The sequence below is a fragment of the Nocardia sp. NPDC052316 genome (assembly GCF_044547795.1).
Lineage (GTDB): Bacteria > Actinomycetota > Actinomycetes > Mycobacteriales > Mycobacteriaceae > Nocardia.
In genome coordinates this window covers 122,589-146,345 of record NZ_JBIUBB010000003.1, presented here as the reverse complement: position 1 = coordinate 146,345, position 23,757 = coordinate 122,589, and the positions used below count along the sequence as shown (strand labels likewise).

At 68.2% G+C, this 23,757-nt stretch carries 23 protein-coding genes; 10 read left to right on the top strand and 13 right to left on the bottom strand.

Annotated features, from left to right (window positions below):
• The first annotated feature begins 41 nt into the window (after window positions 1–41).
• The 4 genes from ACIHA7_RS13440 (at window position 42) to ACIHA7_RS13425 (ending at window position 4,943) form a co-directional block, all read left to right on the top strand.
• Window positions 42–869 carry an MIP/aquaporin family protein gene (locus ACIHA7_RS13440; protein WP_397289031.1) on the top strand — a complete coding sequence of 276 codons (828 nt, stop codon included), beginning with the start codon at window positions 42–44 and terminating at the stop codon, window positions 867–869.
• A gap of 43 nt (window positions 870–912) precedes the next feature.
• A complete protein-coding gene (gene glpK / locus ACIHA7_RS13435; protein WP_397289029.1) occupies window positions 913–2,433 on the top strand; it encodes a glycerol kinase GlpK in 1,521 nt (506 codons plus the stop codon).
• 38 nt (window positions 2,434–2,471) lie between these two features.
• A complete protein-coding gene (gene glpD, locus ACIHA7_RS13430) occupies window positions 2,472–4,151 on the top strand; it encodes a glycerol-3-phosphate dehydrogenase (protein WP_397289027.1) in 1,680 nt (559 codons plus the stop codon).
• 141 nt (window positions 4,152–4,292) lie between these two features.
• Window positions 4,293–4,943 (top strand): class I SAM-dependent methyltransferase, encoded by a 651-nt coding sequence (locus ACIHA7_RS13425; protein ID WP_397289025.1) that lies wholly within the window; start codon window positions 4,293–4,295, stop codon window positions 4,941–4,943.
• Here ACIHA7_RS13425 and ACIHA7_RS13420 read toward each other — a convergent pair.
• Both ACIHA7_RS13420 and ACIHA7_RS13415 read right to left on the bottom strand, forming a co-directional pair.
• Entirely contained in the window at window positions 4,940–5,692 is a 753-nt protein-coding gene (locus ACIHA7_RS13420; protein ID WP_397289023.1) for a GNAT family N-acetyltransferase, read from the bottom strand. The two genes, ACIHA7_RS13425 and ACIHA7_RS13420, sit on opposite strands and share 4 nt — an antisense overlap.
• A 50-nt stretch (window positions 5,693–5,742) precedes the next feature.
• The gene (locus ACIHA7_RS13415; protein ID WP_397289021.1) at window positions 5,743–5,973 is read right to left on the bottom strand and encodes a hypothetical protein; all 231 of its coding nucleotides are present in this window, start codon (window positions 5,971–5,973) and stop codon (window positions 5,743–5,745) included.
• A gap of 98 nt (window positions 5,974–6,071) precedes the next feature.
• On the opposite strand from ACIHA7_RS13415, the gene ACIHA7_RS13410 reads away from it, so the two are divergent.
• Window positions 6,072–6,818, top strand: a complete 747-nt coding sequence (locus tag ACIHA7_RS13410; protein WP_397290742.1) for a M24 family metallopeptidase — start codon at window positions 6,072–6,074, stop codon at window positions 6,816–6,818.
• Here the strand turns inward: ACIHA7_RS13410 and ACIHA7_RS13405 are convergent.
• A complete protein-coding gene (locus ACIHA7_RS13405; protein ID WP_397289019.1) occupies window positions 6,773–7,321 on the bottom strand; it encodes a nuclear transport factor 2 family protein in 549 nt (182 codons plus the stop codon). The two genes, ACIHA7_RS13410 and ACIHA7_RS13405, sit on opposite strands and share 46 nt — an antisense overlap.
• A gap of 249 nt (window positions 7,322–7,570) precedes the next feature.
• Here ACIHA7_RS13405 and ACIHA7_RS13400 point away from each other — a divergent pair, with 249 nt between their 5' ends.
• Together ACIHA7_RS13400 and ACIHA7_RS13395 are read left to right on the top strand one after the other, a co-directional pair.
• Window positions 7,571–8,785 carry an Ig-like domain-containing protein gene (locus tag ACIHA7_RS13400; RefSeq protein WP_397289016.1) on the top strand — a complete coding sequence of 405 codons (1,215 nt, stop codon included), beginning with the start codon at window positions 7,571–7,573 and terminating at the stop codon, window positions 8,783–8,785.
• A gap of 66 nt (window positions 8,786–8,851) precedes the next feature.
• On the top strand, window positions 8,852–10,243 hold the full coding sequence (locus ACIHA7_RS13395) for a pyridoxal phosphate-dependent decarboxylase family protein (protein WP_397289014.1): 1,392 nt from the start codon (window positions 8,852–8,854) through the stop codon (window positions 10,241–10,243).
• Between the two features lie 116 nt (window positions 10,244–10,359).
• Here ACIHA7_RS13395 and ACIHA7_RS13390 read toward each other — a convergent pair whose 3' ends face one another.
• On the bottom strand, window positions 10,360–11,013 hold the full coding sequence (locus tag ACIHA7_RS13390) for an SDR family NAD(P)-dependent oxidoreductase (RefSeq protein ID WP_397289012.1): 654 nt from the start codon (window positions 11,011–11,013) through the stop codon (window positions 10,360–10,362).
• 201 nt (window positions 11,014–11,214) lie between these two features.
• Between ACIHA7_RS13390 and ACIHA7_RS13385 the strand changes: the two genes are divergently transcribed.
• A complete protein-coding gene (locus tag ACIHA7_RS13385; protein ID WP_397290740.1) occupies window positions 11,215–12,807 on the top strand; it encodes an LCP family protein in 1,593 nt (530 codons plus the stop codon).
• A 6-nt stretch (window positions 12,808–12,813) separates the two neighbouring features.
• Here the strand turns inward: ACIHA7_RS13385 and ACIHA7_RS13380 are convergent, their stop codons facing one another.
• Complete coding sequence (locus ACIHA7_RS13380; protein WP_107654568.1) at window positions 12,814–13,272, bottom strand: SRPBCC family protein; 459 nt, start codon at window positions 13,270–13,272, stop codon at window positions 12,814–12,816.
• Window positions 13,273–13,301: 29 nt separating this feature from the next.
• Entirely contained in the window at window positions 13,302–14,954 is a 1,653-nt protein-coding gene (locus tag ACIHA7_RS13375; protein ID WP_397289009.1) for an FUSC family protein, read from the bottom strand.
• A gap of 116 nt (window positions 14,955–15,070) precedes the next feature.
• Here ACIHA7_RS13375 and ACIHA7_RS13370 point away from each other — a divergent pair, with 116 nt between their 5' ends.
• The gene (locus tag ACIHA7_RS13370; protein ID WP_397289007.1) at window positions 15,071–16,480 is read left to right on the top strand and encodes an amidase; all 1,410 of its coding nucleotides are present in this window, start codon (window positions 15,071–15,073) and stop codon (window positions 16,478–16,480) included.
• A gap of 179 nt (window positions 16,481–16,659) precedes the next feature.
• On the opposite strand, the gene ACIHA7_RS13365 is transcribed toward ACIHA7_RS13370, so the two are convergent.
• The 4 genes from ACIHA7_RS13365 to ACIHA7_RS13350 all read right to left on the bottom strand — a co-directional run bounded on the left by ACIHA7_RS13365 (window position 16,660) and on the right by ACIHA7_RS13350 (window position 21,021).
• Complete coding sequence (locus ACIHA7_RS13365) at window positions 16,660–17,679, bottom strand: cation diffusion facilitator family transporter (RefSeq protein WP_397289005.1); 1,020 nt, start codon at window positions 17,677–17,679, stop codon at window positions 16,660–16,662.
• 261 nt (window positions 17,680–17,940) lie between these two features.
• Complete coding sequence (locus ACIHA7_RS13360; RefSeq protein ID WP_397289003.1) at window positions 17,941–19,155, bottom strand: sugar ABC transporter permease; 1,215 nt, start codon at window positions 19,153–19,155, stop codon at window positions 17,941–17,943.
• Between the two features lie 49 nt (window positions 19,156–19,204).
• The gene (locus ACIHA7_RS13355) at window positions 19,205–19,942 is read right to left on the bottom strand and encodes an ATP-binding cassette domain-containing protein (protein WP_397289001.1); all 738 of its coding nucleotides are present in this window, start codon (window positions 19,940–19,942) and stop codon (window positions 19,205–19,207) included.
• Window positions 19,939–21,021 (bottom strand): sugar ABC transporter substrate-binding protein, encoded by a 1,083-nt coding sequence (locus ACIHA7_RS13350; protein WP_397288999.1) that lies wholly within the window; start codon window positions 21,019–21,021, stop codon window positions 19,939–19,941. Before ACIHA7_RS13350 ends, ACIHA7_RS13355 begins: the two co-directional genes overlap by 4 nt.
• 103 nt (window positions 21,022–21,124) lie before the next feature.
• Here ACIHA7_RS13350 and ACIHA7_RS13345 point away from each other — a divergent pair, with 103 nt between their 5' ends.
• Entirely contained in the window at window positions 21,125–22,300 is a 1,176-nt protein-coding gene (locus ACIHA7_RS13345; protein WP_397288997.1) for an ROK family protein, read from the top strand.
• A gap of 6 nt (window positions 22,301–22,306) precedes the next feature.
• On the opposite strand, the gene ACIHA7_RS13340 is transcribed toward ACIHA7_RS13345, so the two are convergent.
• The 3 genes from ACIHA7_RS13340 to ACIHA7_RS13330 are packed head-to-tail and all read right to left on the bottom strand — an operon-like array spanning window position 22,307 to window position 23,741.
• Window positions 22,307–22,909 carry a hypothetical protein gene (locus ACIHA7_RS13340; protein ID WP_397288995.1) on the bottom strand — a complete coding sequence of 201 codons (603 nt, stop codon included), beginning with the start codon at window positions 22,907–22,909 and terminating at the stop codon, window positions 22,307–22,309.
• Window positions 22,899–23,183, bottom strand: a complete 285-nt coding sequence (locus ACIHA7_RS13335) for a hypothetical protein (RefSeq protein WP_397288993.1) — start codon at window positions 23,181–23,183, stop codon at window positions 22,899–22,901. Before ACIHA7_RS13335 ends, ACIHA7_RS13340 begins: the two co-directional genes overlap by 11 nt.
• 30 nt (window positions 23,184–23,213) lie before the next feature.
• Window positions 23,214–23,741, bottom strand: coding sequence for a hypothetical protein (locus tag ACIHA7_RS13330; RefSeq protein ID WP_397288991.1), 528 nt, complete (start codon window positions 23,739–23,741; stop codon window positions 23,214–23,216).
• Between the last annotated feature and the right edge of the window lie 16 nt (window positions 23,742–23,757).

Genomic DNA, 23,757 nt, shown 5'->3' with positions numbered 1-23,757 from the left:
AGGGTCGCATCGGCGGCCGCAGGGCGAACGGAGACTCAACGGTGAACTTCGGCTCGATCTTCCTGAGTGAAGCACTCGGCACGGGAATGCTGGTGCTACTCGGTGTCGGCGTGGTCGCGAATGTGTTGCTGACCAAATCCAAGGGATTCGACGGTGGCTGGTTACTGATCAACTTCGGCTGGGGTTTCGGCGTACTCGCCGGGGTGTACGTCGCCTATAAATCCGGCGGCCACCTCAATCCCGCTTACACCATCGGCGTGCTGTTCAGCGGCGCCGATCAATACGCCCCCGACATCGACATCACGGCCGCCACCACCATCGCCTACGTCGCCGGGCAGCTGGTCGGCGCGTTCGTCGGCGCGAATCTGGCCTACGTCGCCTACAAGCGGCACTTCGACGAGGAGACCGACGAGGCGAAGAAGCTGGGTGTGTTCGCCACCGGTCCCGCCATCCGCGGGCTGCGCTGGAACTTCGCCACCGAGGTGATCGCCACCTTCGCGCTCGTGCTGGTGCTGCTGTCCATCGGCCACACCGCGACCGGGCTCGGCCCGCTCGCTGCGGCGTTGCTGGTGGTCGGTATCGGCGCCTCGCTCGGCGGGCCGACGGGGTACGCCATCAACCCGGCTCGTGATCTCGGGCCTCGGCTCGCGCACGCGCTGCTGCCGGTCAGTAAAGGTGTCGCCGCCGCGCCGGTTCGGGAGCCCGCGGGTGCGGGTGTCGGTGGATCCTCCGCCGAACGACTGCCCGAACACACCGGGTCCCCCGGTCCCAATCGCAAGAGCTCCGACTGGAGCTACGCCTGGGTCCCGATCCTCGGTCCGCTGGCGGGCGGCGTGCTCGCGGGGCTGGCCTCGCAGGTCCTTTTCTGAATCTCCTTCTTCTCTCAGTTAGTTTTTCTTCGAAAGGACCACGATGAGCCAGTATGTCGGCGCCATCGACCAGGGCACCACGAGCACGCGCTTCATGGTGTTCGATCACAACGGCAACGAGATCGCTCGCCACCAGCTCGAACACCAGCAGATCCTGCCGCAGGCGGGCTGGGTGGAGCACGATCCGACCGAGATCTGGGAACGCACCAGGGCGGTCATCCAGAGCACCCTCACCAAGGCCGATCTCGACGCGAGCGATCTGGCCGCGGTCGGCGTGACCAATCAGCGCGAAACCACCGTGGTGTGGAGCAGGCGTACCGGGCGTCCGTACTGCAACGCCATCGTCTGGCAGGACACCCGCACCGACCGCATCGCCGCCGAACTCGAGCGCGCGGGCCACGGCGACACCATTCGGCACAAGGCCGGATTGCCGCCTGCCACTTACTTTTCCGGCGGCAAGCTGCGCTGGATCCTGGACAACGTGCCCGGCGTCGCCGAGGCGGCCGAGCGCGGCGAGGCGATCTTCGGGACCACCGACAGCTGGCTGCTGTGGAACCTGACCGGCGGGGTGGACGGCGGCGTGCACGTCACCGATCCGACCAATGCCAGCCGCACCATGCTGATGAACCTGGAAACCTCCGACTGGGACGACGAACTGCTGTCCATCTTCGGCATTCCGCGCTCGATGCTGCCGACTATCGCGCCGTCGTCGAACCCCGAACTGTTCGGAAAGACCAGGGCCGACGGGCCTTTCGGCGGTGAGGTGCCGCTGGCCGGTGTGCTCGGCGACCAGCAGGCGGCCACGGTCGGCCAGGTGTGTTTCCGGCCGGGCGAGGCGAAGAACACCTACGGCACCGGCAACTTCCTGCTGCTCAACACCGGTACCGAGATCGTGCGGTCGCAGCACGGGCTGCTCACCACGGTCGCTTACCAGTTCGGTGACGACAAGCCGGTGTACGCGCTCGAAGGCTCGATCGCGGTGACCGGTTCGGCGGTGCAGTGGCTGCGCGATCAGCTCGGCATCATTTCCGGTGCGTCGCAAAGCGAATCGCTGGCCAGGCAGGTCGACGACAACGGTGGCGTGTACTTCGTGCCCGCGTTCTCCGGACTGTTCGCGCCGTACTGGCGCTCCGACGCGCGCGGCGCCATCGTCGGGCTGTCCCGCTTCAGCACCAACGCCCATCTGGCGCGGGCGACGCTGGAGTCCATTTGCTACCAGACCCGCGACGTGGTCGAGGCCATGCAGGCCGACTCCGGCGTGCAGCTCGACGTGCTGCGGGTGGACGGCGGCGTCACCGCCAACGAGCTGTGCATGCAGCTGCAGGCCGACTTCCTCGGCGTGCCGGTGTCGCGGCCGGTGGTCGCGGAGACCACCGCGCTCGGCGCCGCCTACGCGGCCGGACTGGCCGTCGGATTCTGGAGCAACACCGACGAACTCGTGCAGAACTGGCACGAAGACAAGCGCTGGAACCCCACCGGAACCGAGGAGCAACGCGCACGCGGCTACGCCCGCTGGCAGAAGGCCGTGTCGCGCACCCTCGACTGGATAGACGTAGACGACTGAGTCGCCGACGCGAATATCACTGCAACAAGGAGAGATTCATGTCAGCACGATTAGACCCCACCTACCGCGCCACCGCGGTCGAGGCACTAGGCGACAACGAGATCGACGTGCTGGTGATCGGCGGCGGCGTGGTCGGCGCGGGCGCGGCACTGGACGCGGCCTCGCGCGGCCTGAGCGTCACCATGGTGGAGGCCAGGGACTTCGCGGCGGGCACGTCGAGCCGCTCCAGCAAGCTCATCCACGGTGGGCTGCGGTATCTCGAACAGCTCGACTTCTGGCTGGTGCGTGAGGCTTTGAAGGAACGCGGCCTGCTGCTGAACAAGCTGGCGCCGCACCTGGTGCGCCCGGTGTCGTTCCTGCTGCCGCTGCAACACCGGGTCTGGGAACGCGCGTACATCGGCGCGGGCGTCGCCCTGTACGACACCATCGGCGGCGCCCGGGCGCTGCCCATGCACCGGCACCTGACCCGCACGCGCGCACTGGAATTGGCGCCCGCGCTGCGGGAAGACTCGATGACCGGCGCCATCCGCTACTTCGACGCACAGGTCGACGACGCGCGGCACACCATGACGATCGCCCGCACCGCGGCCCAGCACGGCGCGACCGTGCTCACCCGCACCAAGGTCACCGGGCTGCTGCGCGACGGTGAGCGGGTAATCGGCGCGCAGGTCACCGATCTGGAGACCGGGCGCGAATACCAGGTGCGGGCCCGCCGGGTGATCAGCGCGACCGGCGTCTGGACCGACGAGATGAACCGGATGACCGGAGTCGAATTCCCGTTCCACGTGCGCACTTCCAAGGGCGTGCACATCCTGGTTCCGCGCGAGCGGCTCGACCTGGACACCGGGCTGATCATGCGCACCGAGAAGAGCGTGCTGTTCGTGATCCCGTGGCACCAGCACTGGATCATCGGCACCACCGACACGGATTGGTCGCTGGACAAGGATCATCCGGCCGCGAGCAACGCCGACGTGCAGTACATCCTCGATCACGTCAACGCGGTGCTGCGGGATCCGCTGACCCGCGACGACATCGTCGGCACCTACGCCGGGCTGCGGCCGCTGGTCTCCGGCGCGTCCAGTGATACCGCGAAGCTGTCGCGCGAACACGCTGTGGCGGAACCGGTTCCGGGTCTGTTCGTGATCGCGGGCGGCAAGTACACCACCTACCGGGTGATGGCGGCCGACGTGGTGGACGCCGCCGTGCAGGGTCTTGGCCGGGCCGTCGCCCCGTCGGTGACCGAGAAACTGCCGCTGCTCGGCGCGGTCGGCTACCAGGAGATGGCCGCCGACCTCGACAGCCTCGCACAGCGCACCGGGCTGTCGAAGGCCACCGTCGAGCATCTGCTCGGGCGCTACGGCTCCGCCGTGCACGACCTGTTCGAGCTGATCGCCGAGGATCCGGCGCTGGGCGAGCCGCTGGCGGGTGCCGAGGAGTACCTCGCCGCCGAGGTCGTCTACGCGGTAACGCACGAGGGCGCACTGCATCTCGACGATGTGCTCACCCGGCGTACCCGGATCTCCATCGAGGCGTCGGACCGCGGTCTGCTCGCCGCGCCCGAGGTGGCCTTCCTGATCGGTGCCCGGCTCGGCTGGGACGCCGCCGACGCGGAGCGCGAGCTCAGCCGCTACCGGGACCGCGTCGAAGCCGAGCTGGCCGCCAACCAGGCCGCCGACGACGAGACCGCGAACGCCGCGCGTTTGGTCGCCGTCGCCTGACACCGCGCCGCCCGGTGCGCTCGATCCTGTTTCCGGCCTGCTGTTTCGGCTGCGGATCGAGTGGCACCGGGCATCCGGCGGTACCGAGTCACGGCGCCGGTCATTGACCTCAACCCGTGTTCAGGGTTGATCATCGTGGGTATGACCAGTCCTGCCGAATTCTGGAATGCCGCGTACGACAACGACAGTGCCCCCTGGGTGATCGGTGAACCGCAGCCCGCGATCGTCGCGCTGGAGCGCGACGGCTGGATCCGCGGCCGGGTGCTCGATCCCGGTTGCGGGGCAGGTGAACACACGATCCTGCTGACGAAGCTGGGCTACGACGTGCTCGGTATCGATCTGTCCCCCAGCGCGGTCGAGTTCGCCCGCACGAATGCCGCCGCCCAAGATGTTCCGGCTGCCCGGTTCGAGGTCGCCGACGCCATCGCGTTCGGTACTGCCGAGGCCCCACCGACTTTCGACACCATCGTGGACAGCGCTCTGTTCCACGTCTTCGGTACCGAACCAGAAGCACGCGCGGCATACGTGCGCAGCCTGCACGCACTGTGCAAGCCGGGCGGACTGGTCAATATCCTCGCACTGTCCGACGCCGGCCCCGGTTTCGGGCCGCAGATCAGCGACTCCATCATTCGCGAATCATTCAGCGAGGGTTGGGAACTGGAAGACCTCCAGCCGTCGCAGTACCGCGGCCGGGTCACCCGACCCGCACTGGAACAGCGACCCGACCTCGCCCTGCAGGAGGGCAACATTATCGATCTGGTGGCCTGGCAGGCCAGGATCCGCCGCGTCTAACCATCCATTCCGGCGTGCCCGTCCGGCGTCGACTCATCGGTCTCCAACTCCGCCCCCTTCGGATGCTCCTCCGCATGCGTCGGCTTCGAATGCTCGCCCGCGAAGTCCGCCTCCCCCTCCTGCACCTCAGCCGTCGTCCGATCCTTCTCTGCTCCACTCATGCCCGCCGAATACCCGCCATTGATCCGAGCATGCAAGTGCATATCGTGCCAGCCATCCACGTGCAACCCCGCGCTCCGCTTCGTGCCCTCCAGGGCATAGCCGAGCTTGGCCGCCACCCGACACGACCGTTGGTTCGCCACCGAGTGGGTCAGCTCCAAGCGATGAAAGCCGGTCTCGAAAGCCCAAGCGGTGAGCGCGGATATCGCCCGCGGCGTAACAGCCCGGCCGCGGGCGGCGGGCACCGTCCAGTAGGCGACCTCGGCCTGCCCGCCCTCCAGCTCCAAGTTCTTCAACGAAGCTCGTCCGACGAGCCGACCGGTGCCGATCTCGGCTACCGCCCAATGGGCGGCGACACCGGCGCTCCATGCCCTGACCCAGGTGTCGATCCATGCGCGAACCTCGGCGAGGGAGTCGGCGCTGCGGACATGCCAGCGCCGGATCAGCGGATCCGCGAAAGCCTCCAGGACATCCTGCGCGTCATCGGCCGTCCACGACCGAAGAATCAGACCGTCGCCCGTGGCGATCACGGGCTGCGTTGCGTGGGTGAAACTTTCGGCGGCGACCAAGCTTTGGGTCAACAGCGGCATGCCGCGAATTGTCCGCCTCGGCGGGGTTCGCGGCATGTCTTGTTCGGTGGTCAGCCAAGGCGCTTGGCCAGCAGGGCCTTGCCTTGTTCGCCGCCCTTCTGGCTTTCGCGCTGGGCGCGGCGGAAGAATTCGCCGAGCTCGGTGTCGCCGTCGCGTTCGGCGTCCTGCGCGTAGAGCTCCATGCGCAGGGCGTTGCTCAGGCACTGTTCGGTAAACCAGATGAGGTTGTAGTCCTTGTCTTTGGTGCCGGTGATCGCGCCGGTTTCCTGATCGATGGCCATGTGCCATACCTCCTTTGTCGTCCCGCTATCGCCGTACCCGGCGAATCCGCACGGAAACCGGTCGTGACCAGATGATCTAGGGTCGAGTCATGGAGACGGTGGATGTGGCCGAGGCGGAGCGGGTCTCCGCCCTGCTGGCGGCGGAGGCCAAGGCGGTCGCGCTGTTCGACGAAGTGGTCCGCCGGGGCATCATCGCGCCGGGGATGCGCGAATCAGCGGTGAGCGACGCGGTGCGCGATCTCGCCGATGAGATGTTCGGGACGCGACGGTACTGGCACAAGCGGATCGTGCGGTCCGGCAGCAACACCCTGGAGCCGTACAGCGCGAACCCGCCGGACCGCGAGATCGGCGCGGACGACATCTGTTTCCTGGACTTCGGACCGATCTTCGCCGAATGGGAAGCCGATTTCGGGCGCACCTTCGTGCTGGGCGACGATCCGGCCAAGCTGGCCCTGCGGGACGCGCTGGAACCGCTCTGGGAGCAGGGCCGCGCCTACTTCGAGGCCAACCCCGACATCACCGGCGACCAGCTGTATGCCTACGTGTCCGGCCAGGCCGCCGAGCAAGGCTGGGAACTGACCGCGGAAATCGCGGGGCATCTGGTGGGCGAGTTCCCGCACAAGCAGATCTCGGGCACCGAGCTCACCTCGTACGTGGCGGCGGGCTCGACCGTGCCGATGCGCCGTCTCGATCCGAAAGGCCGGATCTGCCACTGGATTCTGGAGATTCACCTGGTGGATCGCGCGCACAACATCGGCGGCTTCTTCGAACAGTTGCTGGATCTGCGACCCGTGGTGGATCAGGCGACGGCCTCGTCATGGCCGCGGTTCGAGCCGACGCCGTAGCCGGGCACGTTGATCCCCGGCACGTCGGCACCCAACGCGATGATCTGGTTCAGCGTGTTGTGGTACTGGCGCACCTCGGCGATCGCGCCGCCGTCGAAGCGGACCTCGCTGAGCACCATCGCGTGATAGAGGCGTTGGCTCTCCAGCGCGGTGAATTCACCCTCGACCTCGGCGAGCCAAGCGTGCGCGGTGGCGAACGGACGGACGGTGATGCGCGACAGGCTGCCCGGGCTCCATAGTTCGGTGCTCCACCACAGCATGCTCTCGTGCAACTCGGCGCGCCCCTCGATGAGGGTGGGCAGGCCGGGTGGCTGCCACGGTGCGTGGAACCGCACATCGTCGGCGACCAGGTCGAGGACCTGTTCGTGGTCCTGCAGGAAGATCAGCTCGTAGAAGCGTTCGAGCGCGGCGCGTTCGACAGCCGCGTCGGGAAGTCCCGCGGCGCCTGCACTCCGGTTGCCGGCACGTCTGCGGTCCAGCGGAGCGGTTGTCATGCTGATCATCACAAGCCTTCCTATCGTGCTGGTTGATCGCTCAATGCTGAGCCAGCAAATCATGAGCAAACAAGTGTCGTCAACGACGGTTACCGTAAATATCGCGCCAACCGATCAGCCGATCAGCGCATATCGGACGAGCTGGACACCCTCGCGCCCGACCAGAAGTGCGCCGCACGCGGGCCGGTAAACTTCTGAACGGGACAAAAGTCGAGAGAGGTGCGCAGCGGGAAGCGCACGGCGAACACAGGAGAAATCATGTCGAGTCGCCGCTTCCGATCCAGCGTGGCCGGGATTGTCATCCTGGTCATCGCACTGGTGGTTGCCGGTTGTTCAGGGTCGGAGTCGAAGCAGCCGGGATCGGCCGACCCCGCGCCGCCCGCGATCTCCTTCAGCCCGGCGCAGGGCGCGAAGGACATCGACCCGACCGCACCGGTCCAGGTCAGCGCGGGCGACGGCATGCTGACCTCGGTCAGCATGACCAACGAGCAGGGCAAACAAATCGAGGGCATCCTGACGCCGGACAAGACCGCGTGGAAACCCACCGAACCGCTCGGCTACGGCCACACCTACACCATCACCGCCGAGAGTCTCACGATCACCGGCCGCAGCGGCCCGCAGACCTCGACGTTCAGCACGCTGACGCCGAACAACCAGACCAAGGTCTACTTCGAGAACACCGGCGGCGGGCTGCTCGACGGCGGCACCTACGGCGTCGGCGCCGTCATCGTCGCCCACTTCGACGAGGACGTCCCGGACCGGGCGCTGGCCGAAAAACGGCTGTCGGTGACCACCACCCCGCAGCTCGAGGGCTCGTGGTACTGGCTCGACAATCGCCGCGCGCACTGGCGGCCGCGCGAGTACTACCCGCCGGGCACGAAGGTGAATGTCGCGGCGAACATCTACGCCGTCGATCTCGGCAACGGCCTGTACGGCCAGGAGGACAGCAAGGCGTCGTTCACCATCGGTGCCTCGCACGTGTCCATCGCCGACGACAACACCAAGCAGGTCCAGGTCTACGAGAACGGCAAGCTCGTCCGCTCCATGCCGACCTCGATGGGCATGGGCGGCAGCGAGACCGTGGGCGGCAAGACGATCACGTTCTGGACCCAGCCCGGCGTCTACACGGTGATGAGCAAGGCCAACCCGGTGATCATGGACTCCTCCACCTTCGGGCTGCCGGTCAACTCGCGCCTTGGCTACAAGGAAACCATCAACTGGGCGACCAGGATCAGCACCGACGGCATCTACCTGCACGAACTCGCCTCGACCATGTGGGCGCAGGGCAACACCAACACCTCGCACGGCTGCCTGAATCTCAGCCCGGAGCACGCGCGCTGGTTCTACGAATTCTCGGTCCCCGGCGATGTGGTCGAGGTGCGCAATACCGGCGGCGCGCCGCTCGAGGTCTGGCAGAACGGCGACTGGGGCGTGCCGTGGGAGCAGTGGCTGCAGGGCAGCGCGCTGAGGTAGCGGCAAGGCCAGCACCTTCGGACTGGCTCCCGACAAGACGGGTGCCCGGCTCGTAGCGTCGGCGGGGTGGACGAAAACCTCGCCAACGACCTGGCCGAACTACCCGCACTGCTGGACGCGGTGCGCGCGTCGGCGACGGATTTGCTGACCGGCATCGACACCAGACCGGTCGCGCGCGCACCGAAAGCGGTAGCGCTCGAAGACCTTCCGGAGCACGGTATCGGCCTGCACCGGGCGCTCGCGCTGTTCCGCGAACGGTGGGAGCCTGGCTTCTCCGGCAGCGCGGGACCGCGCTACTTCGGCTTCGTCACCGGCGGCGCCACCCCGGCCTCGATCGCGGGCGACTGGCTCACCGGGGTGCTCGATCAGAACGCGATGTCGGGCGAGGACTCCACGGCCGTCGAGCTCGAACGACAGACCGTCGACTGGATCGGGCGCCTGTTCGGGCTGGACCAGCACACCGGGGCCTTCGTCAGCGGGGCGACCATGTCGAACTTCGTCGGCCTGGCGATCGCGCGGGAGTGGCTGGGCGAGCAGCGCGGAATCTCGGTGGCGGACGCCGGCGTCGGCGCGCTCGGACCGGTGCACGTGCTCTCGGGGACGCCGCACTCGAGCATCGTCAAATCACTGTCCATGCTCGGAATCGGCCGCGCCAGTGTGCAATTGGTGCCGACCCTGCCCGGCCGGGAAGCCGTCGACGTGGCCCGGCTCGGCGACGCGCTCGCGGCGCTGGATGGCCGACCGGCCATTGTGGTGGCCAACGCGGGCACCGTGAACACCGTCGACTTCGACGACCTGCGCGCGATTGCCGCACTGCGCCACCGTTATCCGTTCTGGCTACACGTGGACGGCGCGTTCGGCGCGTTCGCGGCGCTCTCACCGGAGCACGCCGCGCTGGTCGACGGACTCGACGCGGCGGATTCGGTCTGCGTCGACCTGCACAAGTGGCTCAATGTGCCGTATGACGCGGCGGTCCAGTTCACCCGGCACCGCGATCTGCAACTGCGCGTCTTCTTGAACTCCGCCGCATATCTGACCGCGCCCACCGGCACCCCGGATTTCGGGCATCTGGTCCCGGAGAACTCGCGGCGGCTGCGGGCGCTCGCCGCCTGGTTCTCGCTGACCGCGTACGGCCGCGACGGCCACCAGGACATCGTGCGGCGCAACATCTCCTGCGCGAACATCCTCGCCGAGCGGCTCGCCGAGACCGGTCTGCTGCGGATCGTCGCGCCGGTCCGCCTCAATGTCGTCTGCTTCACGCTGGCCGACCGGGCTACCGCCGAGCGGATCGACGCACTCACCGCTGCCATCGCCGAGACCGGCGAAACCTTTGTGACGCCAACCGTTTACGAGGAGCAACCAGCGCTGCGTGCCGCGTTCAGCAACTGGCGCACCACCAACGCCGACGTGGACCGGGCGGCCGAGGCCATTACCGCAGCAGCCCGCGCGCTGGCCTGACCGTCGGTCGGGTCGCTGCCATCGCGCGAGCCGGTCGCCTGGGCGGTCTATCACGAACACGTGAATCTGCGCACATGCCGGTCGAGTTCGCGGCGATCCTGCCGCATCAGGTCCGCTCAGCCGTCATAGGACGTGTGCGGTGTCCATTCGTCGAGGGGGCGGACCGCGGCGGCGTGCAGTGCCTCGGCGACCCGGTCCCTGGTGAACGCTCCCTCGCCGAGCACGCCGTTGATCTGCACCGCGACGGCCCGGATACCCTTGGGCGCCAACGTGGTATCCAAGCTGGTGACCAGGTTGCGGACCGCCGCCTTCTGCACGCCGAGCGACGCGGCCTGATTCCATGGCTTGTCCGCCGCGGCGCTCCCGGTGACCAGCACCCGCGCGCCCTCGGCGAAGAACGGCAGCGCAGCCTGGACCGCGGGCAGTAGCGCGGCGGCGCCGATGGTGAAGTCCTCGATCAGCTCCGGCACCGACAGCTGCAACGGGTCCGCGTGCCGGAACATGCTCGGGTTGAAATGCAGCACGTCGATCCGGCCGTGCTGCTCCCCCACCTCGGTCACCACGCGGGTCACGTCGGCCGGATCGGACAGATCGACACCGACGCCCTCCGCGTCGAAACCCTCCCCGCGTAACTGCGCGGCGAGCGGCTCGGCCTCCTCGGGCAGCCGGCAGGCCAGGAACACTGCGTAATCGTCGCGGGCGAAGAGTCGGGCGACGGCCAATCCGACACCGGGACCGGCGCCGAGCACGAGAAGCACGGGAGCAGACATGGGCTCGAGCCTAACCGCGTTCACCGCTACATAACCCGCGATGATCTGGGTATTACGCGCGCGTGCGTACTCTCGACTGAGTCGGACAGGGATCGAGACGGCGAGGAACAACCCGTGGCACGAGTGCCGAAGAAGGCGGAAGGCACAGAGTCCACGACGATGGACCCCGCCGCCGCTGCGCTGGATCGAGCGTCCGCAGCGATGAGCGACGACGACACCGTCGAGTTCGCCAGGGTCACCGATCCGCCCGCGCGCCGCGCACGGCACCGCCGCGCCGCCCCGAAAGCCCGCCGGGTAGCCGCACCCCCGCACCGGTCCCGGAGCGTGGCGAAGAACGCGGTGCGGGTCCTGGTCTCGGTCACCGCCTTCGCGGTGCTCTCCGGTACCGGCTTCGCCTGGTCGGCCAAGGTCGACTTCAACAACGGGTTCAACCGCTCCGACGCGATCGGCGCCGACGCACCGCATTCGCTGGGCGGCGACCTCAACATCCTGCTGATCGGGTTGGACAGCCGAAAAGACCAGAACGGCAAGGACTTGCCGAAGGACATCCTCGACCAGCTGCATGCGGGCGACAGCGACGACGGCGGCTACAACGCGAACTCGCTGATCCTGCTGCACGTTCCTGCGGATATGCGCAAGATCGTCGCGTTCTCCATCCCGCGCGACAGCTACGTGTCGGTGTCCGGCATCCCGGGCTACGACAAAATCAAGATCAAGGAGGCGTACGGGCTCAAGAAGGCGGCCACGGAAGCCAAACTGATTGCGAACGGTGAAAAAGACCAGCTCACCCTGGAACGCGCGGGGCGGGAAGCGGGCCGGGCGTCCATCGTGTCCACGGTCCGCAACCTGACCGGTGTGCCGATCGACCGGTTCGCCGAGGTAGCCCTGGCCGGCTTCTATCACCTGGCCGAGGCGCTCGGCGGTGTCGACGTGTGCCTGAACAAGGCCGTCGACGACAGCTACTACTCCGGCGCCGTGTTCCCCGCCGGGCCGCAGCACCTCAACGGTTCCGAAGCCCTCGCCTTCGTCCGGCAGCGCCACAACCTGGAGAACGGCGACCTCGACCGGACGCGCAGGCAGCAGGCTTACCTCACCTCGGTCGCCAAGTCGCTCAAGGACTCCGGAACGCTGACCAATCTGGGCAAGCTCAACGAGCTGATGAAGGTGGCGCACCAGGACGTGGTGCTCTCCGACGGCTGGGATCTGCTCGACTTCGCCAGCAGTCTCGGCGCCGCCGGCTCGATCGCGGTCGAGTTCCGGACGCTGCCGGTGCTGCGCTACGACACGATCAACGGCCAGGACGTCAACATCATCGATCCGGCCGCGATCAAGAAGGAGGTGCGGTCCGCGTTCGGGGTCGAGACGCCGAGCACCACCCCGGCGCGCCCGCCGACGAGCACGGTCGACGTGCTGAACGCGGGCAGCGTGGCCGGAATGGCAGGCCAGCTGTCCACCGCGCTGACCGCCCGCGGCTATCGCGAGGGCACGGTCGGCAACCGCGGCAGTGCCACCACCACGACCACGGTGACCTACGGCACCGGCGCCGAGGCGGACGCCACCCAATTGGCCGAAACCCTCGGCGGACTCACGGCGACCGCCGCAGCGAGCGTCGCGCCGGGACACATCCAGGTTGTCCTCGGCAGCGACTTCACCATGCCCGACGAATTGGCCACGCGCTCGGCCACGTCGACCGCGCCGACGACGGTCACGCCTACCACCCCGAGCGAGCCAGCCCCGGACACGGGCAAGCCGATCACCACGACGATCGGCAGCACGGTCCCCTGCGTGAACTGACGCCGGTTACGCCTGTTCGACGACGGCCTTGATGCGGTTCAACGTTTCCCGCATCCCGTTGACGTTCGTCTTACGGCGCGCCCGACCGGCCAGCAGCCAATACACCCGCAAGACCGGGTTGCTGTGCAGCTGGAACGACTCGGTGACGTCGGTGCCGCCGTCGACCGGCTCGAACCGATAGCGCCACGTATTTATCGGCATGTTGCCGGGGCCGAGCACCGTGAAGGCGAATTCACGCCCCGGCTCGGCGGCGTCGATCCGGCACACCGTCCAATACTTCAGACCCCAGCCGTTGCGGTTGACGTGGCCGCGGAACTTCACCCCGACGGCGGGTCCGGTAGCGCCACCGAGCCATTCGGCGGCGAAGGTCTCCGGGCTGAAGCGCCCGGTATTGGTGATATCGCTGACCAGCTCCCAGATCTTGTCGGCGGGCGCGGCCATTCGCACTGTCACACTGTCCTGCATGCTCGAACGCTAGCAGGAGTAAGCACTCGCTAGGGATGGGTGGAAACCGGCGTCAACGCATCGAATTCGGCGACCCAGCGGTCCGGGTCGGCCAGCAGCGCGCCGGGTGGCAGCTCCCAGTAGGCCGCGAGCAGGTCGTAGCCGAGGTGGGCGGTGGCGGCGTGCGCCGGCCAGTGCTCGGCGGTCCACGCGGGTTCCTCGGTGGCCGAGTCGACTCCGCTGCGTGCGACGCCGACAAGTTCGAACTGCAACTGCTGAGTCAGCGCGACCGCGCGGGCACCGGCCGGCTCGGTGCGCGACAGTTCCAGCAGGTCGCGAGCGACCGCACCCACCCGAAGCTGGATCCAGCGGAAGGTGCGCCGGTGCGCGCGCGGGACGACGACGTGCGGGACGAGCACCGCGATGCCGACGCCGAGCACGGTCTCGATGAAGCGGTCGCGGATCAGTGGCGCGACGGCGCCGTCGGGGGTACTGCCCACCGCGAGCAGCGCGATGGGTGTGATGAAGATCGCGGCCAGCGCGTAATTGCGTGGCACGAACAGCTCCATGCAGAACAGCAGCGCGGCCACCAGCGCGATGAGGGCGTAGCCGGTGAACGCGAGCTGATGCACCACCCCGAACAGCGCCAGGCCGACGATCGTGCCTACGAATCGGTGGATGCCGCGCACCTTGCCGCGCACCCGGTCGGGGCCGATCTGCAGCACCATCAGCGCGGTGAACACCGCCCAGTGCGGGCGCGGCTGGCCGAGCAGCGCGCTGAGTCCGCCTGCGGCCAGGCAGGCGACGCCGACCCGGAAGGCGCTGATGGTGGGGTGCGAATCGAACGTCAGCGCGCGGCGCAGCCGGAACCAGACACCGGGGCGCACGAACGAGATCAGCGGGTCGACCACCAACTCGTTGCTGTCGTCGTAGGCAGGACCGGCGAGCCGGCGGCGGGCCGCCACCAGTTCGGCCAGCAGCTCCGAATTCGGTTCTCGGCTCGGCAGGCCCGCGTCGTAGACCGCCGCCCACGCCTCCGCGACCGCGCCGCCCGCCTGGTGCCGCAGATCGATGGCCGGCCGGCCTGCTGCCCGCGCCGAGAGGTAAGCATCGACGGCGTTGATCGCTGCCTCGACGGCGACCCGTTCGGGCTTGCGCCGATCGCGCAGCACGCCCGCCATCGAGGCCAGCACCGACGCGCCGACGCCGAAGGCGGTGCAGGACAACAGCGCTGTCGTCGTGATGCCCGCCTCGGCGGCCATCATCGCGCCGCCACAGGCGATCACGAACAGCAGCGCGCCCGGCGGACCGAGCCGCAAGGCGTCGATCGCGTAGACGGCGACGACCGCGACGATCGTCAGCAGGGACACCGTCAGCAGCGAGGCGCCGAGTCCGCCTGCGAGCCCGTGGCCGAGCAGGGCACCGACGCCGCAGCACGCGAGCAGCGCGAGGCCCGCGGTGAGCACCACGCCTGCCCGCATGCGATACGCCCTGCGCTCCCCGTACATCACCGCGAACGCGCCGAACAGCACGAACAGCGCGTGCTCCGGCTGCCCCAGCGCCACGACCACCGCGGCGGGCAACGCGAACGCCAGCGCGGACCGCAGGCCGGGACTCCACCGTCGGCCCGCAGGCGGAAGCGCGAACAGCAGGGCGCCGATCCGCCCCTGCGGCGGCACCGGGTCGGAGACCGACGAAACCATCTACTTCCTTCCTGGTCGTCGAGTGGGTTGCCGCTCCACCGTAGACGGCCGACCTGCGGGTGACGGCCGCCACTTGGACGGTCGACCCGGTGCCCGCGCGTGGCTAGATTCGTGGGGTGACCGCTGACGCGCAGACCACCCGCATCCACTCCTTCGCCGACGACGCGCTCGGCGAGCACGACGCGGTCGCGCTGGCCGAGCTGGTGCGGGGCGGGGAACGCAGCCCGGGCGAGCTGGCCGCGGCGGCGGCGGGCCGGGCGCGCGCGGTCGCGGAGTTGGCGGCCGTCGCGTACGAGAGTTACGAGCAGCCGCTGCTGCCCGCCGAACCGACCGGCAGGCTCTACGGCGTACCGACGTTCGTGAAGGACAACGCAGATATCGTCGGAATGCCGAGCAACCATGGCACCCAGGCTTTCCGGGGCAAGCCCGCGCGGGAGCACGGTGGGTATGCCCGCCAATTCCTCAGCACCGGCCTGACGGTGCTCGGCAAGAGCACGCTGCCCGAGTTCGGGTTCAACGCCACCACCGAGCCGCCGTTCGCCCCGCCGACCCGAAACCCTTGGCACACCGGCTATTCGGTGGGCGGTTCGTCCGGCGGGTCGGCCGCGCTGGTCGCCGCGGGCGTGGTGCCGATCGCGCACGGCAACGACGGCGGCGGGTCCATTCGGATACCGGCGGCCTGCGCCGGGTTGGTCGGGCTGAAGCCGAGTCGGGGTCGCCACATCGACTCGGCGATGGCGCGCAAGCTGCCGATCAATATCGTGAGCGAAGGCGTGCTGACCAGGACGGTGCGGGACACTGCGGCGTATACCGCTGCGGCGGAAGAGTTCTGGCGCAATCCGGCCTTACCGCCGATCGGCTACGTCGAGGGCCCGGGGTCCAAGCCGCTGCGCATCGCGCTGTTGCTGGAGAACGTGGGCGGTCCGGTGCCCGCGGGTCCGATTCGGTCGGGTGTCGAAAAGGTCGCTGCCACCCTGGAATCCCATGGCCACCGGGTCGAGCCGGTGCCGTTGCCGTTCGACGCGGCACTGGAGTCGGCGTTTCTGCACTATTGGGGTCTGCTCGCCACCTTCGTCGCCTCGACCGGCAAGATCGCCGACCGCAGCTTCGACGCGGGCCGCCTCGACGACCTCACCCTCGGCCTACGCCGCCACTTCCTGCGCGCCGCGTGGCGCCTCCCGCTGACCCTGTACCGGCTACGCGCCGCGGCCGCCACCTACGAGCGCGCCCTCGGACCGTACGACGCGGTCCTGCTGCCCACCCTCGGCCACGAAACCCCCGAGCTCGGCTACCTCAGTCCCACAGTGCCGTTCGACGAACTGCTCCACCGCCTGCGCACCTACGTGTCGTTCACGCCGATCAACAACATCACCGGCACCCCCTCGATCACCTTCCCCGCCGGTCTCAGCCCGTCCGGCCTGCCCATCGGCGTCCAATTCGCCGGCACCCGAGGCAATGAACGCACCCTTCTCGAACTCGCCTACCTCCTCGAAGCCGAAAACCCCTTCCCCCGCTTGGTCGGCTAGATCGTTCATGATCGAGGGGTCATGAGGACGGCCCACTCACACTTCGCCGCCACCATGTCCATTGAATGTCGTCCTGGCTACCCGCGCCGAGGGGCCGCACCTGTTGTCGGGAGCCGCACCCACCGCTGCGTCCACAGCAAGTGTCGATCTCGAGAACGGGCGCGGCTGTTCGGTCGGGGCTACTTCTGTCCGAGGCCGGGGCGTTCGCGGTGGATGGGGCCGTGGGAGTCGTCGCAGTGTTCCTCCAGGACCGGGAGTAGGCGGTCTCGGGTGGGGCCTGCGGGGGTGGCGACGAGTTGGGAGTGGTCGACCTGGAGGGTGGTGTGGGTGATTTCGTAGTCGTGGTCGAGGAGGCGTTCGATCTGCTGGCGCAGGCCGTGGCAGTCGGCGCCCGGTTGCACGAGCACGTGGGCGGACAGGGCGACGTTGCCGGAGGTGATCTGCCAGACGTGCAGGTCGTGCACCTCGTCGATGCCGGGGATCTCGACGAGGCGGCGGCCGAGGGCATCCGGATCGACGCCCGCGGGTGCGGCTTCCAAGAAGATGCGGCCCGATTCGCGGACCAGGCCGAGGCCCGCCTTCACCATCAGCGCGACGACGACCAGCGTGGCGATCGCATCCGCGCGGGCGAACCCGGTGAGCAGCACGACGACTCCGGCGACGGCGGTGGCGATGAAGCCGTACAGATCGTTGAGCACGTGCTGGAACGCGCCCTCCACGTTGAGGCTGGAGCGGTTCGCCTTGCTGATCGCCCACGCCGCGACCACATTCACCACGATGCCGAACAGCGCGGTGACGACCACCAGCCCACCGGTCACCTCCGGCGGGTCGAGCAGGCGCCGGATGGCCTCATAGGTCAGCCAGCCCGCGAGCACGAGCAGTGTGATGCCGTTCGCCTGCGCGGACAAGATCTCGGCCCGCTTGAAGCCGTAGGTATATTTGCCGCGCGCGGGCCGGGCGGCGATCCGAATCGCGGTGAGCGCGAGCACGATCGACGCCGCGTCGGTCAGCATGTGCGCCGCGTCCGAGAGCAGGGCCAGCGAATTCGCCAGCAGACCCACCACAACCTCGATCATCATGAACCCGGCGATCAACGCCAGCGCGACCGTCAGCCAGCGGCGATCGGCATCACCGGACACTCCGTGCGAGTGTGCGTGACCGTTGCCATGGCCGTGTCCGTGCTCGTGTTCATGTCCCATTAGCCGCCCGCTTTCATCACCGCCACGTATGCGCATATCTGCATCTGTTCACCCACCTTAGCCCACCCTATGCCGACCGCAACCTACTACATGGGATGACCTGGATCACAGCGCCGCGGTCGAGTGGGGAACGCCAGTCGCCGAGGCATCGGCGAGCAAGGGCGGATGGCGTAGTCGAGTCCGCGGGACCGCCTGAACGCGAGACAACCCGAGTCGCGTTCAGGCGCCCCTCCGCCGGACGATCGTGGGATCGCCCGTAGCTCAGCGCGCTCCCTCGGCGCCGCGCCGCGCGACCGAGTCGATGGCGACCGAGATCGCGAGGACGGCGCCGGTGACCATGAAGCGCACCGAGGAGTCCACGTTGAGCAGCAGCATGCCGTTCGTGATCGATTGGATGACCAGAATGCCGAGCAGGGCGGCGTAGGCCCGGCCGCGCCCGCCGAAGAGGCTGGTGCCGCCGATGACAGCGGCGGCGATGGCGTTGAGCAGGATGTCGCTGCCGCCGGAGCTCTGATTGACCGCGACAAGGCGGGAGGCGGCGAGGATGCCGCCGAGGGTGGCCAGGGCCGAACAGCCGACGAAGGCGGCGATGCGGATCCCGGTGACGTTGATGCCCGCTCTTCGCGCCGCCTCGGCATTGCCGCCGACCGCGTACATGCGGCGGCCGAAGACCGTCCGGCGCAGGATCAGGTCGAGAGCGAGCACCAGCCCGCCGAAGATCACCAGGGTCAGCGGGACGCCGCGATCGGTATTCAGCACCGCGACGGTGGCACCGAGCAGGACGGCGAGGCCACCCGAGCGCAGCACGATCCAGATCGGTGCCGCGACATCGAGTTTGGCGTGCACGCGCTGCTGCCGGGTGATCAGGCTCGCCGCGAGATGCCCACCCGCGAGCAGCGCGACGAGCAGCCAGCCGAGCGCGGGTGCAAGCCAGGTATCGCTGATGGTGGCGATGCCGCGATCGAACGGCAGATTGACGGTGCCTTCCTTGCCGAGCAGATACAGCATCAGCCCCTGCCAGCCGATCAGCCCGGCCAGCGTCACCACGAACGACGGCATGCTCAGCATCGTGCGCATCAGCCCGTGCAGCAGGCCGATCGCGGCGCCGACGGCCACGGCGGCGATCACCGCGACGATGACGTTCCAGCCATGGCGCACGTAGAGCAGCGTCATCACCACGGCCGTCAAACCGCTGACCGAGCCTGCGGAGAGATCGATCTCGCCGAGCAGCAGCACCAGCACGATGCCGAGCGCGATGGTTCCGGTCGCGGCCATCTGCAAAGCCAGGTTGGTGAGGTTCTCCGCGGAGAGGAAATGCGCGTTGAGCCGGTAGAACACCGCCGCGATGATCACCAGCCCGATCGCGACCGGTACCGAGCCGACTTCGCCACGACGCAATCGATCCAACGCGGCATCGGCTAACCCGCGCCCCGGATTCCCTTGCCAAACTGTCTTTTTCACAACAATGTCACTCATGACTCCGCCTCGCTGGCGCTCGGCTCCATCATTCGTTCGCTACGCTCTCTCATGCAGCTGCTCCCGTGATCGCTGCCACGATATCTTCTTGAGTCGCGCTGGCGGTCTCGAATTCGCCCGCATTGCGACCCAGCCGCAGCACGACCACCCGGTCACTGACCGACCGCACATCGACCAGGTTGTGCGAGATCAACAGCACGCCGAGGCCGCGCTCGCGCAGCCGGCCGATCAACGCGAGCACCTGCGCGGTCTGTTCGACGCCGAGCGCCGCGGTCGGCTCGTCGAGGATCACCATCCGCGGCCTGCCGAGCAGCGCCCGCGCGATGGCGACCGATTGCCGCTGCCCGCCCGACAGCGCCGACACCGGTGCGCGCACGTCCTTGATCCGCACGTCGAGTGAGGCGAGCAGATCGCGGGCGCTGCGCTCCATCTCGATTTCGTCGAGCACACTGCAGATTCGGGTCTCCGCACCGAGATGCAGATTGGCGACGACGTCGAGGTTGTCGCACAGCGCGAGGTCCTGGAACACCGTCGTGATGCCCAAAGCCTGGGCATCCTGCGGGCGGGCGATCCGCACCGTCTCCCCCGCGAAGACGATCTCGCCCTCGTCGGCCACCGTCACACCCGAGATGGCCTTCACCAGTGTCGATTTGCCCGCGCCGTTGTCACCGACCAGCGCCACCACTTCCCCGGCGCGCACCTCGAGGTCCGCTCCCGCCAACGCCTGTACCGCACCGTAGCGCTTGGTCAGCCCGCGCGCCGAGAGAACCGTTGTGGGAGCCGTCATTTGATACCTGCGGCCTGACATGCCGCCGCCACATCGGGCGTGCAAATATCGGCGACGGTGTACAACCCGTCCTTGACGATGGTGTCCTTGATGTTGTCTTTGCCGACCGCGATCGCTTCCAGCAGATACGACGGGATGTCGGTCGCGCCGTTGTTGGTTTTCGCGGGCGCCACCGGCTTCTCGCCGTAGGCCAGGGCCACCGCCAGTTCGGCGGCCTTCTCCGCCTGGGCGCGGTAGTCGAGGTAAATGGTCATGGTCTGCTCGCCGGTCAGGATCCGTTGCACGCCTGCGAGTTCCGCGTCCTGACCGGTCAACGGTGGCAGCGTCGCGTAGCCCGCCCGCTTCAGCGCCGCGATCGCGCCGCCTGCCATGCCGTCGTTGGCCGAGTACACGCCGACGATCGCGTCCTTGCCGAGCGCGGTGATGGCCTGCTCCATCTGCTGCTGCGCCTTGTCGGGTGACCAATCGGGCGTGTCGAATTCGCGTCCGATCTTCACCTTGCCGTCCAGTGCCTCGTGCGCGCCCTTCTTGTAGTCGCCCGCGCTGGGATCGGTCGGTGAGCCGTTGATCACCACGAGCTGACCCTTGTCCAGGGTGCCCCGCTTGGTCAGCTCGGCCAGCAGCGCCTCGCCCTGCGCCTTGCCGACCTTCACGTTGTCGAACGACACGTAATAGTCGTAGCTGATACCGGAGATCAGCCGGTCGTAGGCGATCACCGGGATGTTCTTCTGGTTCGCCGTGTTCACCTGCGGTGCAACGGCATCGGCGTTCACCGCGTCGAAGACGATGACGTCGGCACCCTGGGTGAGCGCGGATTCGAACTGGCCCTGCTGCTTTGCCGCGTCTTGATCGGCATTGAAATACAGCACCTTGCATTTTTCGCAGAGCTGCTCGACCTTCGCCTCGAACAGCGGGCGATCGAAGGCTTCGTAGCGGGTGGTCTTGGATTCCGGAAGCAGTAGCGCGATAGTCGGGTTGTCGCCGCCCGATTTCGCATCTTTGGTGCTATCGCCCGAGCTACAGCCTGCCGCCAGGACGAGTGCGGCCGCCGCCGCGGTGATGAGCTGAATTCGACGCATGAGGTCACCGTGCCGAGAGGAGAGTGAGAGCGCCCGGTTGAGCGTTGGTAAGAAAGGTAGTTTACTAACACCAAGGTGTCCAGTGGTACGAGCAGGAGGATTGATGAGTAGGGTCGGCAATCCCCAGCTCCTTCGGACGATGAACGAGCGGCTGCTGCTCGACTACCTGCGGGTGGACGGCCCCGCCTCGCGCGGTGAGCTGGCCAAGGCCAGCGGATTGTCGAAACCGACCGTCTCGGCGGCACTTTCGGGATTGGAGCAGGCCGGCCTGGTGCAGCTGGTCGGTTCGCTGAGCGGCAGGCCCGGCCCGACCACCGCGCTCTACGACGTGAATGTACGCGCGGGCGTCGTCGCCGGAGTCGATATCGGCCGGCACTGGATTCGCCTCGCCATCGCCGATCTGCGCGGCGATTTCATCGGCCGTCGCGATGTGCGCAACACCGCGCGCTCGGCCGCCGATCTGGTGCGCCGGGTGCGCACGCTGGCCGACGAGGTCGCCGCGGAGGCCGGAATCGACTGGCCGACAGTGCATTACGCGGTGATCGGCAGTCCCGGTGTGCTCAATCCGCGCACCGGCCGCCTCGACTACGCGCAGAACCTGCCCGGTTGGGGACGCGCCGGGCTCGTTACCCAGTTGCGGGCCGCGCTCGAGGTCGAGTCGACCATCGAGAATGACATCAATCTCGCCGCGGTCGGCGAGCTGACCTTCGGTGCGGGCGCGGGCATCCGGAACTTCGTGCTCATCTCGATCGGCACCGGCGTCGGCATGGGCATCGTGATCAACGGCGAACTCTATGTCGGCAACAGTGGTGCGGCGGGCGAGGTCTCGTTCCTGCCCGCCAGCGAGGTCGACGCTGCCCCACTGGAGGCCCGCGAGCGCGGTCTGACCGAAACCGTCGCTGCCGCAGGCGGTGTCGCCCGCGCCGCCGAGCAGGCCGGACTGCCCGGCGCCTCGGCCAAGGAGATCTTCGGCGCGGCGGCCGAGGGCGACCCGAGGGCCAGGGCGGTAGTCGAGTCCGAGGGCCGCCGGATCGGCGCGCTCATCACCGCCGTCGCCGCGATCCTCGATCCGGAACTGGTGGTGCTCAGCGGTGGGATCGGCAACAACCTGGAGCTGCTCGGCGACGCCATCGAACGCCGCATGGCCGAACTCGGCCCGCTGCATCCCCGCATCGTCGCCAGCACGCTCGGCGACGACGGGGTGCTCACCGGCGCGGTCTCCCGCGCCCTCTCCGTCGCCAGGGATCGGCTCTTCGAGAGACGTTCCGCCGGTGGCTGATCGAGCTCAGCGAACGCTGAGCGGCGGGCCGTACTGCGGGCCCTTCGGTTCGGCGAAGACGGTCGGGCAGGCGCGGCGCATACGGTCCATCGAGGAGTTCAGGGCCGTCAAGGCGGCGGTGACCGAGTCGGCGACCGGCTGGGCCGGGTTGCCGTTGTCCAGCACGGCGGCGAAGTCCCGCAGCGAGTCGTGCAGCTGTCCGCCTGCGGTCGCCACGTCGCCGTAGGCGCTGCCGATCAGCGGCGAGCCCATCCGATCGACCACGGGATCGATGGTGTTCGAGACCTGGTCCGACAGCCACATCCCCTTGGTCACCCGGGTTTTCACCTCGCCGAGATCACCGCGCGCCGCAGCCGGGCTTAGGCCGTCGAGTTGCTCGGACAGCTGACGGAAGGTATCCCGCAGACCGGCGACGGCTTGGCCGCCGAGGGCGCAGTCCGCCTTGTCCGCGTCGGCGACCCGGTCGCGCACCGCATCCGTCGAACCCGAGCTCGAACACCCGCTCAGCAGCGCGACGACGAGCACGAACAGCGCGGCCACGGCCGTCCCGCCGAGGGCGGTTACCCCTCGGCGGGACGGCCTACCGCTGCGACGCGAGTTATCCGGCATGGGTCAGCACCGTGAGGATCGCGTTCTGCACGGCAGGCACGAAGGCGAGGATCATGACCAATGCCATGCCGGACCCGGCCTGTACCTGCCGGTGCCGATTCCACCACCCGATCGGGGCGGTGCGCGACCGGGTATTCCACTCGACACCGGTGGCGACGGCGACCTCGTCACGTTCGTAGTAGCCGAACGTGACGGGGGCCGAACCTACGTCGAGCAGACCACCGAGCGCATCGGTGCCGAGTCCACCGGAACCGATGTTTCGCGAATCGAACATGGCGCCAACCCCTTTCGTGCTCGTCGCCGATTACGCGTCGATGGTGCCGCTCCACGGCTCCATCAGCTCGTCGTAAACGGCCTGGGTGAACTCGCCCTGACCGATCAGGTCGCTCAGCACCGTCGCGGTGACGGCCTGACCGACCACGGCCACCGCGCCGATCGAGCCGAACGACTCCAGCAGGCCGCTGAGGTCGCCGGTGGTGCCGACCGAGGTCGGCGAGACGGCCTGACCGGCGATCATCCCCGCGAGCTGCACGTTGCGGGATCGCCCGAACGCCTTGGCGGTCGCGGTCGCGATATTCAGCGGATGCGCCGCCACCGATTGGGCATTCGCGCCCATGCCGAGGCCGGCCAGCAGTCCGCTGAGCCCGCCTTCGAGGCCAGAGCCGTTGGACAGTGCCGAAACCTTGTCCTGGATCAACTTTTTCGAGGCCGCGTTCAGCTTCTCCCGCTCCTCGGCGGTCAGCTGGCCGGAGCGTTCGATGATGCGAACGGCCTGCTGCCACTGCGGGCCGTAGAGGTACTCCAGGTGCAGGGTTTCCGGGGTGTGCGTCATATCCAGTCTCCTTCGT

Coding starts and splice junctions, on each gene's coding strand:
- glpK (WP_397289029.1), top strand. CDS start 913: ATGAGCCAGTATGTCGGCGCCATCGACCAGGGCACCACGAGCACGCGC.
- glpD (WP_397289027.1), top strand. CDS start 2,472: ATGTCAGCACGATTAGACCCCACCTACCGCGCCACCGCGGTCGAGGCA.
- ACIHA7_RS13425 (WP_397289025.1), top strand. CDS start 4,293: ATGACCAGTCCTGCCGAATTCTGGAATGCCGCGTACGACAACGACAGT.
- ACIHA7_RS13420 (WP_397289023.1), bottom strand. CDS start 5,692: ATGCCGCTGTTGACCCAAAGCTTGGTCGCCGCCGAAAGTTTCACCCAC.
- ACIHA7_RS13415 (WP_397289021.1), bottom strand. CDS start 5,973: ATGGCCATCGATCAGGAAACCGGCGCGATCACCGGCACCAAAGACAAG.
- ACIHA7_RS13405 (WP_397289019.1), bottom strand. CDS start 7,321: ATGATCAGCATGACAACCGCTCCGCTGGACCGCAGACGTGCCGGCAAC.
- ACIHA7_RS13400 (WP_397289016.1), top strand. CDS start 7,571: ATGTCGAGTCGCCGCTTCCGATCCAGCGTGGCCGGGATTGTCATCCTG.
- ACIHA7_RS13390 (WP_397289012.1), bottom strand. CDS start 11,013: ATGTCTGCTCCCGTGCTTCTCGTGCTCGGCGCCGGTCCCGGTGTCGGA.
- ACIHA7_RS13385 (WP_397290740.1), top strand. CDS start 11,215: ATGAGCGACGACGACACCGTCGAGTTCGCCAGGGTCACCGATCCGCCC.
- ACIHA7_RS13380 (WP_107654568.1), bottom strand. CDS start 13,272: ATGCAGGACAGTGTGACAGTGCGAATGGCCGCGCCCGCCGACAAGATC.
- ACIHA7_RS13375 (WP_397289009.1), bottom strand. CDS start 14,954: ATGGTTTCGTCGGTCTCCGACCCGGTGCCGCCGCAGGGGCGGATCGGC.
- ACIHA7_RS13365 (WP_397289005.1), bottom strand. CDS start 17,679: ATGGGACATGAACACGAGCACGGACACGGCCATGGCAACGGTCACGCA.
- ACIHA7_RS13360 (WP_397289003.1), bottom strand. CDS start 19,155: ATGAGTGACATTGTTGTGAAAAAGACAGTTTGGCAAGGGAATCCGGGG.
- ACIHA7_RS13355 (WP_397289001.1), bottom strand. CDS start 19,942: ATGACGGCTCCCACAACGGTTCTCTCGGCGCGCGGGCTGACCAAGCGC.
- ACIHA7_RS13350 (WP_397288999.1), bottom strand. CDS start 21,021: ATGCGTCGAATTCAGCTCATCACCGCGGCGGCGGCCGCACTCGTCCTG.
- ACIHA7_RS13345 (WP_397288997.1), top strand. CDS start 21,125: ATGAGTAGGGTCGGCAATCCCCAGCTCCTTCGGACGATGAACGAGCGG.
- ACIHA7_RS13340 (WP_397288995.1), bottom strand. CDS start 22,909: ATGCCGGATAACTCGCGTCGCAGCGGTAGGCCGTCCCGCCGAGGGGTA.
- ACIHA7_RS13335 (WP_397288993.1), bottom strand. CDS start 23,183: ATGTTCGATTCGCGAAACATCGGTTCCGGTGGACTCGGCACCGATGCG.
- ACIHA7_RS13330 (WP_397288991.1), bottom strand. CDS start 23,741: ATGACGCACACCCCGGAAACCCTGCACCTGGAGTACCTCTACGGCCCG.